Source organism: Gammaproteobacteria bacterium (assembly GCA_040183005.1).
Classification (GTDB): domain Bacteria; phylum Pseudomonadota; class Gammaproteobacteria.
The window spans coordinates 522,984-537,122 of record JAMPIW010000007.1 but is presented as its reverse complement, the minus strand read 5'-3'; the positions used below and the strand labels follow the sequence as shown (position 1 = coordinate 537,122).

Below are 14,139 nucleotides of genomic sequence, written 5' to 3'. Positions count from 1 at the left end.
CTACGTGTCCTCGTGCAGACGCACGCGCGGATCAAGCCAGACATAGGCAAGATCGGTGAGGGTATTCACCAACACATAGGTCACGCTGATTAGCAGTATACATGCCTGCACGACAGGGTAATCGCGCCGGTGGATGGCCTCGATGGTCAACTGTCCGAGCCCCGGCCAGGAAAATACCATTTCCGTGACTATCGCGCCCCCCAGCAACGCACCGAGTTGCAGGCCGAGCACGGTGATCACCGGCAACAGTGCGTTGCGTAAAGCATGGTGCAAAACTACAGTGTAATCGGTAAGCCCCTTGGCGCGCGCGGTGCGGATGTAATCTTCATTCAGTGTTTCCAGCAGCGTGGCGCGCACCATACGCGACAGGATCGCCGCCAGCGCCGTACCCAGCGTCAGCGCGGGCAGCACCAGCGAGGCGAATCCTTCGCGCCCGCTCACCGGCAGCCAGCCCAGCCACAAGGAAAATACCAGGATCAACAACGGCCCCAGCCAGAAGTGCGGGATGGAAATACCAAGCAGTGATATGACCCTGGCGCCATGATCCAGTATCGTATCTTTGCGCACAGCCGACAGCGCACCGAGGGGAAAGGCAATCACCACAGCAACCAGCAATGCGGCAACCGCCAGTTCCAGTGTCGCCGGCATGCGCTCCAGCATCACTTCGGCAATGGGGCGCTGACTATGCAGCGATGTACCAAGATCAAAATGCAGCAGGCCATTGAAGTAATTGAATAGCTGCACAGGAACAGGCTGATCCAAGCCCAGCGCGTGGCGCAACGCCGCCCGGTCCGCGGGCTGGGCGGACTCCCCCAGCATCACTTCCACCGGGTCACCGGGCACAAGATGGATCAGGAAAAACACCAGGGATGACACGCCGATCACCACTATGGCGGCACTCAGCAGGCGTGAGAGAATAAACCTCAGCATAGCGATGGCGGCCAAGAAAAGATCATGTGGCTGAAATACATTATAAATGTACGGGCACTATTATATATTTCACTCTTCAATGAATACCTTTGTTCCCGCGTCCACACGCTCGAACAACTCTACAATATCCTGATTACGCATTCTCACACAGCCATGTGATCCGGGAATGCCCATCGAGACATCATCCGGCGAACCATGGATATAAATATAGCGGCGCATAGTATCAATGCAGCCCAGCCGATTCTTCCCAACCTCCATTCCACTCAACCAGAGAATGCGCGTAAGTATCCAGTCACGATCCGGAAATTTCTCTCGCAGTGCTTGGGTATAGATTTCACCCGTGGGGCGACGGCCCACAAACACCGTATCGGGAGCACAACCACCGCCAATTTTGGCGCGGATCACATGCCAGCCGCGCGGCGTGCAATTAGTGCCGGACTGTTCGCCCGGGCCATTAGCTGCAGTGGAAACGGGAAACTCCAGTAATACACGGTCACCATCCCACAATTGCAAACGCTGTGCGGCGATGTTGATGTAGATTGTTTTTTCAGACACAGGATAGCACCCCGATTGCTAGATATCAGGCCGTAGCGCGGACTGACGGCAGCAACTACATTGATTGGCCGTTTACATGGACCAACCCATCATAATTCCCATCCACTGCCACTGTATAGCCCGTGATGCCGCGCTTCGCCACAAAAACGTGATCTTCATACCACAGCGGTACATACGGCAACTGCTCCAGCAAATAGCGCTGTATTTCCCGATATTTTTCAGCTTGCGCATCCAGATCCGGCTCAGCCTCGGCCGCTTCAATCAAGCGGTCGGCCTTGCTGTCGGCGAAACGTCCACGATTCGCACCGTCGGGCGGGATGGATGTGCTGTGATAGGCGTAGCGAAAGATATCGGGAGTTTTGATGCCTACCCAGCTTAGGCTGAACATCTGAAAGCGCCCCGCCTTGATATCGCCATAAAACGTGCCCCAGTCATAGCTGCGCAGATCGACATGGATGCCGACATCGGCGAGCTGACTTTGGATGATGGTGGCCAGGCGGATACGAAATGGGTCGCTGGAGGTTTTATAGGTGAGATGCACGGGATGTTGTGCGTCAAAACCCGCCTGTTTGAGCAACGCGCGCGCCTGCTGCGGATCATGGGGATAGCCGGATAAATCCTGCACACCCGCCCAGTGACCGGGCGGGAACATTGCACCCGCAGGACGCGCCGCGCCGCCCAGCACATATTTAATAATCGCCTCGCGATCCAGGGCATAGGCGATGGCGCGGCGCACCTCAATCCGGCTGGTCAGCGGGTCGTTCATGTTGAAGCCGAGATAACTGAAGTTGGATCCGCTACCGCGCTGCACCTGTAGCTCTTTTTTACCTTCGAGGTATTTAACAAGTTCGGGCGGCAGGTCGTTTTGCAGCATATCGATCTCGCCACGCATCAGCTTGAGGGCGCGCACGGTGGGATCGGGCACATGAAGAAATTCCAGCGCTTGCCGGTCCGTAACACGGATAAGATGCAAGCGCCCTTCTTCCGGCCAATCAAGGAATGAAAACGGTCCACTGCCTATCGGCTTTTGATTGAATGGATGCCCGCCAACAATCAGCCGGGCGGGCAGTATGCCGATCACCAGCTTTGCAGGAAACAAGGCATCAGGCTTGTTTAGATGAAAGTCGATGGTGTTGTCATCCGGCGCTTCAATACTCCCGATCATCTCCAATGAAGCGCGATGCGGTGAGGCATTGCGCGGAGCGAGGATGAAGTCATAGGTGGCCTTTACGTCGGTCGCCGTCAAACGGCTGCCGTCATGAAATACCCTTCCCTCTTTCCGCAACGTAAAACGATAATGCACGGGCGTGATTTCTTGCCAGGCGGCAAGCGACGGCACCGGCAACGATGCGCTGTCAAAGTCCACCAATTGCCGGTACAACAATCGATTGAGTCGAGTGGAGGCAGCGTCAGTGGCAAAACGCGGATCGAGACTGACCGGCGCGCTCGCAAGCCCGAAGCGCAAGACACTATTATTAGCAGGTGTGGAACAGGCGGACAACGCCACCAGCAAAAACAGGAAAATCAGTGCAGGAAAAATCCGCCTGCACGGGTTAAAAAACAACACTAACTTTACCAATCCTTAAACGGGTGCGTCACAAGGCAAACATTATAATAGCGTGAATCGTGCGACACCTCCTCGCCCGCCCAGCCCGGCAACTCAAAAGCCTCATCGGCATCGTCAAGCTCGATCTCCGCGACGATCAGCCCGTCATTATCCCCCGCAAACACATCAACTTCCCAGATATGCCCGGCATGTTCGACGTTATAGCGCGTCTTTTCGATCAATGGACCTTCGCAGAACAGGTTAAGCATTTCATTGGCCTCCTGCTCGGGAACCTCATACTCATACTCCTTGCGGGTCACACCAAGCGTGGCGCTCTTGAGATTCAGATATCCCTTTCCGCCACCCGAACGTACTCTTATCGAGCAACTTGGCGAACTGGCCAGGTATCCCTGACGATAAAAAACACCGTCAGCGGCGTGGTTACGCCACGTGTCATTGCGCACCAGGAATTTACGCTCTATCTCTATTGCCATGTTTAACCCAAAAATTGTTCACTTACATCTACAAGCTTACCCAGTGATATGAAAGGTAGGTTTTTTTACCTTCCTGAACCAAAACGTTTTGAAACTCCTGAACTGCAACAATATTATCCATTCGATCACGCAATTCAATTTTGACCGTATAACTGCCAGCGCCGAGTGGAAAACGCGCCAGATAAACATCATGTGGCAAAGTGGACCAGGCACGCGTATCGGCCTGCTCAGTGATAAAGCCGATGATATCAATCACTGCGGCTAATCCGTCATTTTTATTTTTCCTTGCCTGTACTGCCATCTGTTGTTTTGCGACAACACGCGCCATGCTACGGGCTGTTATCACCGGTATTTTTTCGGCAAGATTCCCGGTGGCAATTGCATCTATGTTTTCCACTCTTTCCCCTTCAACCACCTCATCTGCCGCACTTACACGCATCTTGCTTACCGGTGATGGGCGCGGCTGGTAATAGGGCAAGGAAATGCGCACCAGGCTACCCCGTGATGGATTCGGCACTACCACGCTATTTTCTTTCTTAATTGGAGAAAGTCCATTATTCAGGACAAAAACAAGCTCTCCTCCTGCGCTCCCCTGATTTTTATCCTGCCAATCCTGAATGCCAAATTCACGCCGGTATTTATCCTGCTCTTCGCCAAGATCCAGTTTATGCGCCAATCTAAGCAAATCCATTTTCAAAAAATCCGGTACATCGACCCGGTATTTTGATTGATTTTGGAGATAAGCCTCATAGGCCTTGCGATAGGCGATCATTGCATCGCTCCATTCGCCAAAGTCCTCATAAATAATGCCAGTCAGATAGCGGGAAAACGCTTCGCCGAGATGTTTTCCAGACTTCTCCCCCAGTTCGCGCAGCTTGAGATCAATCTGCAGCGCCTCCACCCGCGCTCCGTCACGCTCCCCCAACTGAAGATAATTAAGCGCTTTATATACATGCACCATCACCTGCTCAAACGGCTCGCCCTCATAACTGCGAGTGCTGTCATTGATGATAAACGATGTACCCTGTTCACGCAGACTCAACGCAGACAGCGCCCCCATGCGCTGCTGCGCCGCTTCAAATGATGCCGTGCTGGCCCGGTAATCACCGGCGATGCGCAGCAACATGGCCTTATTTAGCAAATAGAGAACTTCATCGGTGCGGGAACCCTTCTGCTTATCCAGAGCCTGCAACGCCAGTTCCGGCTGCTGGTTTGCCAGATTTTGTTCGACAACCCTAAACGATTCGCTGTGCGTGGCGCACCCCGTCAGGCATAGGGCATAAAACGCGACAAGGCAACGACGCGCCAGCGAGGGATGGCTGACAACTCCCAGATGGCCTGGGGCGTCCTGTTTTACCATGAAGGGCACGTGTCGGAGTCTGCGTTCATTGCCACTTTCACGGAGAGGATGGTCCGGGACGCCGAAGGCATGGTTGCCGCTGAGCGCAGGCATTTTGGGATGGGAGTATCCCAAAATGTATACCGATCACGGCGGCACAATCATTCATTTTTTTCTTCATATGCATACAATAGCGGTCAATCAACAACCTTATTTAACACTCCTGGCAACAACCACGTTATCGATCTCCGACTCGATATAGCCACGCAAATGGGCATCCAAGCCCTCCACTTGTCCGAACGAACCCTTGGCCTGATTCATATCCAACTCAGCAAGAGAATACAAATAGTTGCTCTGCTCATCGCGCCAGCGCGCAACAATCCTCACGCTCTTGAGCATGGCAGCGGCCGCGCCCTTGATCTGCTGCGCCATCTCAGCCTTGCTTATGGCCTTATCTTCTGGTGCATTATAATTTTTTGATAGTCTATCCAGCATCGTGGACAAAACACGTGCCACCTCGGCGCGGGCACGATCATCGGCGGCAGGGCCCTGCGCAGAGATGTTCCCCAAGGTCGCCGCACCTATCGGAGGCAGGTCATTCCGCGTATTGTTAGGCTGTGGTGCCGGCGAGAGATAACCCCACGGCATAATCTGCGCGGGCGGCAAATTATGCTCGTGGGTAACGAACGGTCTTTGCATCGAGAGGTCTGCCAAAGAGGCCATTTTTACGCCGTGGATCACCCAATGCCCATCATCTTTCAACGTCCGGGTGCCTTTGATCACCCAGTCAGGCATTCCTTTGATGTTCATGTTATCACTGGTCACCAGGGTCTTCCCTGAGCAGGCTACCAACAGACATCCCGCCGCCAGCAATAAGACCATGCGGATCACTGAGCAATGTTGTTTCATATCTCCCCCCTGCGGCTGTTTAACCAATATGATGCAACAGGTCACGCAACTTGTGTATGCTAAATTACATAAAACTATCAGTTTTCAGAGAAACATCGCCATGAAAGCTATGATGATGACTGCCATGGGTGGCCCCGGCGTATTGCAACTCCGGGAAATCCCAACGCCCGCCCTCAGGCGGAACACGGATATACTGGTGCGCCTGAAGGCTGCCGGGGTGAACCCGCTGGACACCAAGCTGCGCAGCCGCGGCACCTACTATCCGGGGTGCCTGCCCGCCATCCTTGGCTGTGATGGCGCGGGAATCGTGGAAGCGGCCGGGCCAGCCGTGACTCGCTTCAAGGTGGGCGATGCAGTGTACTTCTGCAACGGAGGTATCGGCGGCCATCCCGGCAATTACGCCGAATACGCCGTTGTCGATGAGCGATTCGCCGCCCACAAACCTGCCGCCCTCAGCTTCGCCGAGGCCGCCGCCGCGCCCCTGGTCCTCATCACCGCCTGGGAAGCCCTGCATGACCGTGGCCGTTTGCAGGCAGGGCAGAAGGTGCTCATCCATGCCGGCGCGGGAGGTGTCGGACATATCGCGGTGCAACTGGCACACATTGCCGGAGCACGGGTATGCGCCACCGTTGGCTCCTCGGACAAGGCCGACTTTATAACCGGCTTGGGTGCGGACCATACCATCCTCTATAAAGAAACGGATTTTGTGGGAGCGACACTGGAATGGAGTGATAGTTATGGCGTTGATCTGGCGCTGGACACTGTGGGCGGCAAAACCTTCGCCGCAACTTTTAATGCTGTACGCTTCTATGGCGACATCGTCACCCTGCTCCAGCCCGGCAACGATATTGACTGGAAAGAGGCGCGGCAACGCAACCAGCGCGTCGGCTATGAACTGATGCTGTCACCCATGCACTATGGATTGGCCGAAGCACAACAGCACCAGGCGTGGATTCTGGAGCAATGCGCCGCGCTGTTCGACACCGGGAGATTAAAGATCAGCCTCGCGCATACATTCCCTTTGGAAAAGGCTGCCGAGGCGCATCAACTATTGGAAAAGGGTTCCATTACCGGCAAGATCGCATTGATTATTGAGGAGTAATTCCAATCCCACTTCAATGGGACAATCAATACATCCCCTCACCCCGCTTGCGGGGAGAGGGCTGGGGTGAGGGGTATGTTTGGTGGGTTCGCATCGCGAAACCCACCAAACGTTGCGCAGCAACACAATGCCGTAGCCTTGCCTCATTCGGTGCAATGCACTTCGTTTATTGCACCCTACAATACTGGATTGATGGTGAGGATAAGTCGGGGGAGCGTGGATGAAAATAAGTTTTCTTGACATAACTTATAAATAGCTTATATTTCATTTTATGAATACCATTGAATGGTCTACTAAAGCAGCCAGGCAACTTCGCAAGATAGCCGATAGGGTCAAACGCCAGAAAATCTTTGCTGAGGTACAGCAATTAGCAAACTGGCCGGACTGCCAAGGCAACATCAAGCGCTTGCAGGGACGCGACGATTACCGACTTCGGGTGGGTGACTATCGGGTGATCTTTGAGATTGGCCAAGACAGCACCCCCATCATTGTCACTATCATGTAGGTGGAGAAACGCAATGAACGTACCTATTAATGTTCAGATTCTGAAAGATGCGGAGGGGAAACCCGCTTTCGCTGTGATTCCGTATAGTGACTATTTAAGATTACCCCAACGCCGTGAGCCAACCGTTCCCAACGATGTCGTCGGCAAAGTGGTTAATGAGGGGATGACGCCTGTCCGGGCATGGCGTGAGCATCTTGGGCTAACCCAGGCAGATGTCGCGCAACGCCTTGACATCTCTCAAAGTGCATACGCGCAACAGGAGGCAAAAGAGAGCATACGGAAATCTACTCGCGAAAAGATTGCGCGTGCTCTTGGCATTGAACCCGAACAACTGGTGATTTAAATCAGTGATCTGCGCGGCCTGATGATGCTACTAACTGGATCCGGGCCGCTGCTTCCAGCGCAACGCCACTCACGGCCTACTTGCTGGGAAATTAAAAATCAGCCTCGCGCATACATTCCCTTTGGGGGAAACTGCCGAGGCACATCAACTATTGGAAAAGGGTTCCATTACTGGCAAGATCGCATTGATTATTGAAGAGTAATTCCATTTCCCAATTCCACTTCAATGGGACAATCAATATATCTCCTCCCCCGCTTGCGGGGGGAGGGTCAGGGAGAGGGGGAAAATACACCTTTGAAGTGGAAATGGAATAACTCTTCGTTTCGTTAACACTGTTTACAATGACAAGGAGGAAGTGGGCATGGCCAAGAAGAAAATACTCATGTTGGTGGGTGATTTTGTAGAAGACTACGAGGCAATGGTGCCGTTTCAAATGTTGACCATGGTCGGCCACACCGTCCATACAGCCTGCCCCGGCAAAAAAGGTGGCGAAACCGTGCGTACCGCAATCCACGATTTCGAGGGTGACCAAACCTATAGTGAGAAACCCGGCCATAACTTTGCCATCACGTCCAATTTCGATGAACTCAACCCTCAGGATTACAACGCGCTCGTGATTCCTGGGGGTCGTGCGCCTGAATACCTCCGCCTGAATGAACGTGTGCTGGACATCGTGCGGCACTTTGCTCAAACCCGCAAACCTATCGCATCGATCTGTCACGGTGCGCAGATACTCACTGCTGCGGATGTCGTGAGAGGCAAACAATGCATGGCCTACCCCGCCGTCAAACCCGAACTGATCCAGGCGGGCGCCACCTGGGTGGAAACCAATGCAACTTTTTCTAACGCCCATGTGGACGGCAACCTGGTTACCGCCGCAGCTTGGCCCGCCCATCCAGAGTGGATGCGGAAATTCCTTCAAATACTGGACAGCAAACTCGAGCCATAACCCTAAAACGGCAGTTGGCTCGTATTAGTTGTAGTGGTTGAGGCTTAACTTGGCAGACTGTGTTATATCTTGCATGGCGGGGGTGCCAGGAGAGGACTTTGGGTTCTTTTCAATGTAGGGTGGGTTCGCATCGCGAAACCCACCAAACGTTGCGCAGCAACACAACGCCGTAGCCTTGTCTCATTCGGTGCAATGCACTTCGTTTATTGCACCCTACTACACTAATGATACCTAAAGTCCGTGGACTCATTGTCATCTATAGTGATTCACTTATGCCCAGATGGATAGACAGTGTGAAACCCAACTTCAAAAGTACTTCGGTGAGCGAGTGCGAGAACTTCGAAAGCAAAAAGGGCTTTCGCAGGAGTCGCTCGCGCTCACCTGTGGCCTGGACCGGACGTATATTGGAGGTGTTGAACGAGGCGAAAGAAATATCAGCCTTCTAAACATCCACAAAATCGCGACTGCATTAGGCGTTCCCGCAAAGGAACTGTTCAATGCCTGATGTATCCGACTTTCCGAAAGAGCTTCTCGAACGAATCTCGGCTGTAACGAACAAAAGGGCGCGATTTGTTTTGGATAGCATCATTAAAAACGGTGCTGTCACGACGGAGGAAATCAATCAGGCCGGATACGATCACCCGCCTCGCGCCGCTCAAGACGTTAGAGATTTGGGATTCCGTCTCAAAACCATCAAAGTTAAACACACCAACGGTCGCTCAATCGCGGCATATATATTTGATGAAGGGGAACTAGAGGCAGGGAAGGAGGGGCGGCGACTCCTGCCAAAGAAAGAACGGGATGCGCTCATTCATGCTGCTGGCGATAGATGCCAAATTTGCGGAGCCGCGCACAATTTGCAGGTCGATCATCGTATCCCGTATGAGGTCGCGGGTGAATCACAACGCGGAGAGGAATCGCCGTACCAAATTCTTTGCGGTTCATGTAATCGGAAAAAGTCATGGGCATGCGAGCATTGTAAGAATTGGTTACAGATTAAATCCCTTGATGCCTGCCTCTCTTGCTATTGGGCCGAACCAACCTCTTATAGTCACATCGCCATGCAGCTGCAGCGACGAGTAGACCTTGTTTGGATTGGTGACGAGGTACCCGACTTTGAACGAGTCAGAAGTGAGGCGGAACATCACCAGAGAAGCGTGGCTGAAGAGATCAAGCAAATTTTAAAAAATACACGCTAGATAAATGTAAATAGTGTTGTCTGTTCCGCAAAGTCGTCAAGTGAAAGGGTGGCTTTGGTTGCTTTGCGTATAGCCGGAATGAAGTGCGATACGTAAAGGGATTCAATTGTCACGTCGTCACGACCGTTAAGGGTGGCCTGACTAGACCGGCCAACATCCAATAAAATTCGATGCGCGACAGTCTGAGGAAGTGGGTCGCCATACTTTCTTTCTCCACTAAAGCCGTCGTAGCTAAGAATAAATGGTATGCGCTTTTCGTTGAGGATTGCTAGTGCCTCAATCATTCGATCACGGCTGACACCTGCAATATAGCGTTGATCTCGGCCTTCGCTTGTTCCTTGATACGGCGGGTCTAAGTAGAAAAAATCTCCTTCCTGCGCGGATAGAAACAGCGACAAAAAGTCTCCATGCACTGCCTGAGATTTGCCCGCAAGGGCTTGATGTGCGGCGAATAGCTCTGCCTTCATCAGTTGTGGGCGCGTACCCTTCCGGCGCTTGTCCGGTGACTGATTAAACTCGCCTGCTGGGTTGAATCGAACGGCGTTCTTTACGCACCTCGCCAATAAATACAGCAACTTGGCGGGGTTACGATCTGCGTTGAACTCGGAGCGAATTTCGTAGTACGCATCAATCGGCTTTTCGCGTTCCCGATGCCACAGCTTACTGTACTGGTCAGCAGCTTCCGTAGGGTCATCAATAATCATGTCCCACAATCTGATAAGCGGTTCGAGCGCATCCCCGATCACGTAAGAAGAAAACGTTTTTCGAGACGCAGCTGCCAAAGTAACTGCGGCTGAACCGGCGAACGGCTCTACAAGGCGCGTGTATTGGTTTGCAGGAACGTGGCTGAGAATGGCTGTAGCCAATCGGCGTTTGCTGCCTTGGTAAGGAATTGGATGGGGAACAGAGAAGCGCAATTTGTTGCCTCGCTACCGTTTTTTATGATACATAAAGTCATCATAACAGAGAAAATGTCAATAGCCAAGAACGCCATAACTAGGCCGCCTTCTTGAACAAGCATGGGCAATTGCGTAAAGATTTACAGTTTTTATTTAAAATATCACGTTATCAATTAGATACAGGGCTTACCATTCACACACCTAACCACTAAATTAGAGTAGTTCATGGTTAGTATAACTCATTGTTTTCTAATGAATCGACTTGTCTTATTTACCCAAAGCGTAAGATTCTGCTTAAATGCTCCCGCATTTTGCCCGCAAAAAGCCGTGCGCCAGAATCCCGCGATCCAGATAACGATCGAACTCCTTCATCACAAAGTCGGGGAGCGTGTGTCTCGTCTCCACATCGATCTGGTGGTAGAAGATCTCAACATTCTCCTGGATGAGACGATAGAACACCGTCGTCACCGGACGGTGCCGTTCGTAATGGATCTGAGCGGGCGAGACCGAGGCGTGCTGTACTGCTGTCGCTAACATGGCCAACAGCGTAGAGAGTCATCGTCGAAAACGGCATCCGTGGACGACGGGTTATCGCGTCAGCGAATGCCTGCTTTCGCCCCACACCAGGCATTCGACCCCGATGCCTTGAGCGTCTCTTCCGGATCGATTTCAACCATTCTGGGCTAAAACACATCTGACACTGCCTACCTGATCAAGTGCTATATACTAAACATTACAAACGTCATACCGAGGCACACCCTGTCATACCTTGCTCCTTCCTGGCTTCCTGGCGGCCATTTACAAACCATTTATACAGCCCTGCTTACATCCGCGCCACGCATCGCCTATACGCGTGAGCGCTGGGATACACCGGATGGTGATTTCATTGATGTTGACTGGCTAAATACTTCTTCTTCTGGCCCGTTAGTGGTGTTTTTTCATGGACTAGAAGGCAGCTCACGGGGACATTACGTGCGCAGCCTGATGGAGAAATTGCAGCACAGCGGCTGGCGTGGAATAGCCGTGAATTTTCGCGGGTGCAGCGGCGAACCCAACCGCCTGCCCCGCGCCTATTTCGCCGGTGACAGCGCGGAGATTGATTGGATTTTGCGCCGGTTGCGCGCACTAAATCCTGATTCTTGCATTTTTGCAGCAGGTGTATCGCTAGGCGGCAATGCCCTGCTGAAATGGATGGGGGAACAGGGAGATAATGCGTGTGGGATTATCAACGCAGCGGTAACGGTCTCTGCCGCGATGGATCTGCAAGCCACCGGCAAGGCGCTGGACAGCGGGGGATTTAATCAGCTATATGCCGCTCACTTTCTGCGCACGCTGAAGAAAAAAGCGTCGCAGAAGCTCGAACAGTATCCAGGCCTATTTGACCGTGAGGCACTAAGACACGTCACAACCTTGCGAGCATTTGATGACCTTTTTACTGCGCCACTACACGGCTACAAAAATACTGATGATTACTGGACAAGAACCAGCAGCAAACCGGGGCTCATCAACATCCACATCCCTACATTGCTGATCAACGCCCGCAACGATCCCTTCTTGCCGGCATCGGCGTTACCCCGTTCATCACAGGTATCGGCCTGTGTAACACTGGAGTTCCCAGAAGAAGGCGGGCACATGGGCTTTATTTCCGGGCCTTTTCCCGGCAGACACGCGTGGCTGCCGGAGCGTATTTTAGAGTTTTTCAACCACTCAACTCATCTTAAAAACCGCTTTTTGTCCACGAAAAACACGAAATTCACGAAATAAAACAAAAACATGGATTGCTACAACAATTTACCGGATGGGTAGAAAGTAAAATCGCGACATGTATTTGAATGTTTTCGTGTTTTTTGTGACTTTCGTGGATGACTGAGTTTTTCAGGCTCATTCCTCTTTCTCGCCGCGCGCTACGTAAACTGCCGCAGCCAAATCACCCGTCACGTTCAAAGTGGTGCGGCACATGTCGAGAAAGCGGTCAACGCCAAGGATGAGGGCCAGGCCTTCCACGGGAATCCCGAACATCACCAGGATCATCGCGATTACCGGCAATGACCCCGCAGGAACGCCCGCAGTGCCGATTCCACCCAGGACACAGATCAGCATTACCGTAAATTGCTGCGTGAAATCCAGTGGCACACCAAAAAGCTGGGCGAGAAAAAGCACCGTCACTCCCTCGAAAAGCGCGGTGCCATTCTGGTTCATCGCCGAGCCTGCGGTGAGGACAAACCGGCTGACATGGGGAGGCAACTTGAGATTGTCATTCGCAACCTTGAGCGCAGTGGGAAGCGTTGCGCTTGATGAAGCGGTAGCAAAGGCGGTGAGCATTGCCAGCCGGATATCCCGAAAGAACGCGATCGGAGACATTCCACCCAGAAATCGAACAGAGAGTGAATACACAACGAACATATGAAGAGAAAGCGCCAGCAGCACTACGCCAACATAGGACAGTAGGCTTCCCAGCACTTCTACGCCCAAACGGGCGGTCATGGTGAAGAGCAGTGCGGCCACGCCATAAGGCGCCAGCTTCAAAATGCCATTGATCAAGGTCATGCTGACATCGTAAAGCCCCTCAATCGCCTCGCGCAGACGGAGTGCCCCTGGTGTCTGGGTGTATGAAAGGCCGACACCAAAGATCAACGCAAAGAGGATGACCCCGATCATCTCCCCGTTGGCCGCCGCCTTGACCGGATTATCAGGAAACATGCCAACGATGAACGCGGCCCCCGTGGTTTCCGGCGGCTTCGGGACGGATATCGCTGTTCCGTTTGCTGAGGCGAATGCGCGTAGCGAATCCGGCAAGCCTTCACCCGGCCGGAGCCAGTTCACCAGCGTCATCCCGATCAGCACTGCGATCAGAGAGACAACCACGGTGTATCCCAGCGTCCTCGCCCCCATTCGCCCCATGCGCCTCACATCGAGGCTGCAAATACCAATCACCAAGGCCGAAAACAGTAGTGGCACTACCAGCATGAAAAGCAGTCGCAGAAAGATCTGCCCTGTTGGCAGGGTCACATACTCCACGAGCCAGTTGAGCCATGGCGCACCTTGTGCGCCCAGCCTGGCGATGATTCCCAATATTGAGCCTGCCAGCAGACCGGCAAGAATCTTTACACTGAGGTTGCGTTGGCTCAAGCGATTTCCTTATACCACTTCTGAATTAAACGAGTGCCATAGCGCACCAATGAAAAGGTACGGTCCACGAAAAACACGAAAGGCACGAAAAATGGGTGGGGAAACTTGGTACAAGAATGCGCCTGGGCTTGCCAGTCAACTTCGCTCGTTATCCGAACACAACGGCCGAACGGACTGTGCCATGAAGTTTTTTCGTGCCTTTCGTGTTTTTCGTGGACGGTGCGTAACACCAATTCACAA

At 52.8% G+C, this 14,139-nt stretch carries 16 protein-coding genes; 7 read left to right on the top strand and 9 right to left on the bottom strand.

The window, feature by feature from the left end; genetic code table 11:
* The 6 genes from M3A44_08400 to M3A44_08375 form a co-directional block, all read right to left on the bottom strand.
* The gene (locus M3A44_08400) at positions 1-930 is read right to left on the bottom strand and encodes an ABC transporter permease (protein ID MEQ6341664.1); all 930 of its coding nucleotides are present in this window, start codon (positions 928-930) and stop codon (positions 1-3) included.
* A gap of 69 nt (positions 931-999) precedes the next feature.
* The gene (locus M3A44_08395) at positions 1,000-1,485 is read right to left on the bottom strand and encodes a L,D-transpeptidase (protein MEQ6341663.1); all 486 of its coding nucleotides are present in this window, start codon (positions 1,483-1,485) and stop codon (positions 1,000-1,002) included.
* 55 nt (positions 1,486-1,540) lie between these two features.
* A complete protein-coding gene (locus tag M3A44_08390) occupies positions 1,541-3,052 on the bottom strand; it encodes an ABC transporter substrate-binding protein (GenBank protein MEQ6341662.1) in 1,512 nt (503 codons plus the stop codon).
* A gap of 5 nt (positions 3,053-3,057) precedes the next feature.
* Entirely contained in the window at positions 3,058-3,525 is a 468-nt protein-coding gene (locus tag M3A44_08385) for a CYTH domain-containing protein (protein MEQ6341661.1), read from the bottom strand.
* A 28-nt stretch (positions 3,526-3,553) separates the two neighbouring features.
* Positions 3,554-4,651, bottom strand: coding sequence for a hypothetical protein (locus tag M3A44_08380; protein ID MEQ6341660.1), 1,098 nt, complete (start codon positions 4,649-4,651; stop codon positions 3,554-3,556).
* 423 nt (positions 4,652-5,074) lie between these two features.
* Complete coding sequence (locus M3A44_08375) at positions 5,075-5,773, bottom strand: hypothetical protein (protein MEQ6341659.1); 699 nt, start codon at positions 5,771-5,773, stop codon at positions 5,075-5,077.
* Positions 5,774-5,873: 100 nt separating this feature from the next.
* On the opposite strand from M3A44_08375, the gene M3A44_08370 reads away from it, so the two are divergent.
* From M3A44_08370 to M3A44_08345, 6 genes are all read left to right on the top strand, one after another.
* Positions 5,874-6,875, top strand: a complete 1,002-nt coding sequence (locus M3A44_08370) for a zinc-dependent alcohol dehydrogenase family protein (protein MEQ6341658.1) — start codon at positions 5,874-5,876, stop codon at positions 6,873-6,875.
* Positions 6,876-7,146: 271 nt separating this feature from the next.
* Complete coding sequence (locus tag M3A44_08365; GenBank protein MEQ6341657.1) at positions 7,147-7,380, top strand: type II toxin-antitoxin system RelE/ParE family toxin; 234 nt, start codon at positions 7,147-7,149, stop codon at positions 7,378-7,380.
* Positions 7,381-7,393: 13 nt separating this feature from the next.
* A complete protein-coding gene (locus M3A44_08360; GenBank protein MEQ6341656.1) occupies positions 7,394-7,723 on the top strand; it encodes a helix-turn-helix domain-containing protein in 330 nt (109 codons plus the stop codon).
* 361 nt (positions 7,724-8,084) lie between these two features.
* Entirely contained in the window at positions 8,085-8,672 is a 588-nt protein-coding gene (locus tag M3A44_08355) for a DJ-1/PfpI family protein (GenBank protein ID MEQ6341655.1), read from the top strand.
* A 280-nt stretch (positions 8,673-8,952) separates the two neighbouring features.
* The gene (locus M3A44_08350; protein ID MEQ6341654.1) at positions 8,953-9,177 is read left to right on the top strand and encodes a helix-turn-helix domain-containing protein; all 225 of its coding nucleotides are present in this window, start codon (positions 8,953-8,955) and stop codon (positions 9,175-9,177) included.
* On the top strand, positions 9,170-9,871 hold the full coding sequence (locus tag M3A44_08345) for an HNH endonuclease (GenBank protein MEQ6341653.1): 702 nt from the start codon (positions 9,170-9,172) through the stop codon (positions 9,869-9,871). Before M3A44_08350 ends, M3A44_08345 begins: the two co-directional genes overlap by 8 nt.
* On the opposite strand, the gene M3A44_08340 is transcribed toward M3A44_08345, so the two are convergent.
* Both M3A44_08340 and M3A44_08335 read right to left on the bottom strand, forming a co-directional pair.
* Entirely contained in the window at positions 9,868-10,737 is an 870-nt protein-coding gene (locus M3A44_08340; GenBank protein MEQ6341652.1) for a DNA adenine methylase, read from the bottom strand. The genes M3A44_08345 and M3A44_08340 overlap by 4 nt on opposite strands.
* Positions 10,738-11,064: 327 nt before the next feature.
* Positions 11,065-11,307: a hypothetical protein gene (locus M3A44_08335; protein MEQ6341651.1), complete on the bottom strand. Its 243-nt coding sequence runs from the start codon at positions 11,305-11,307 to the stop codon at positions 11,065-11,067.
* A 195-nt stretch (positions 11,308-11,502) separates the two neighbouring features.
* On the opposite strand from M3A44_08335, the gene M3A44_08330 reads away from it, so the two are divergent.
* Positions 11,503-12,534 (top strand): alpha/beta fold hydrolase, encoded by a 1,032-nt coding sequence (locus M3A44_08330; protein MEQ6341650.1) that lies wholly within the window; start codon positions 11,503-11,505, stop codon positions 12,532-12,534.
* Positions 12,535-12,651: 117 nt separating this feature from the next.
* Here the strand turns inward: M3A44_08330 and M3A44_08325 are convergent, their stop codons facing one another.
* Positions 12,652-13,899 (bottom strand): dicarboxylate/amino acid:cation symporter, encoded by a 1,248-nt coding sequence (locus tag M3A44_08325; protein MEQ6341649.1) that lies wholly within the window; start codon positions 13,897-13,899, stop codon positions 12,652-12,654.
* Positions 13,900-14,139: the final 240 nt, after the last annotated feature.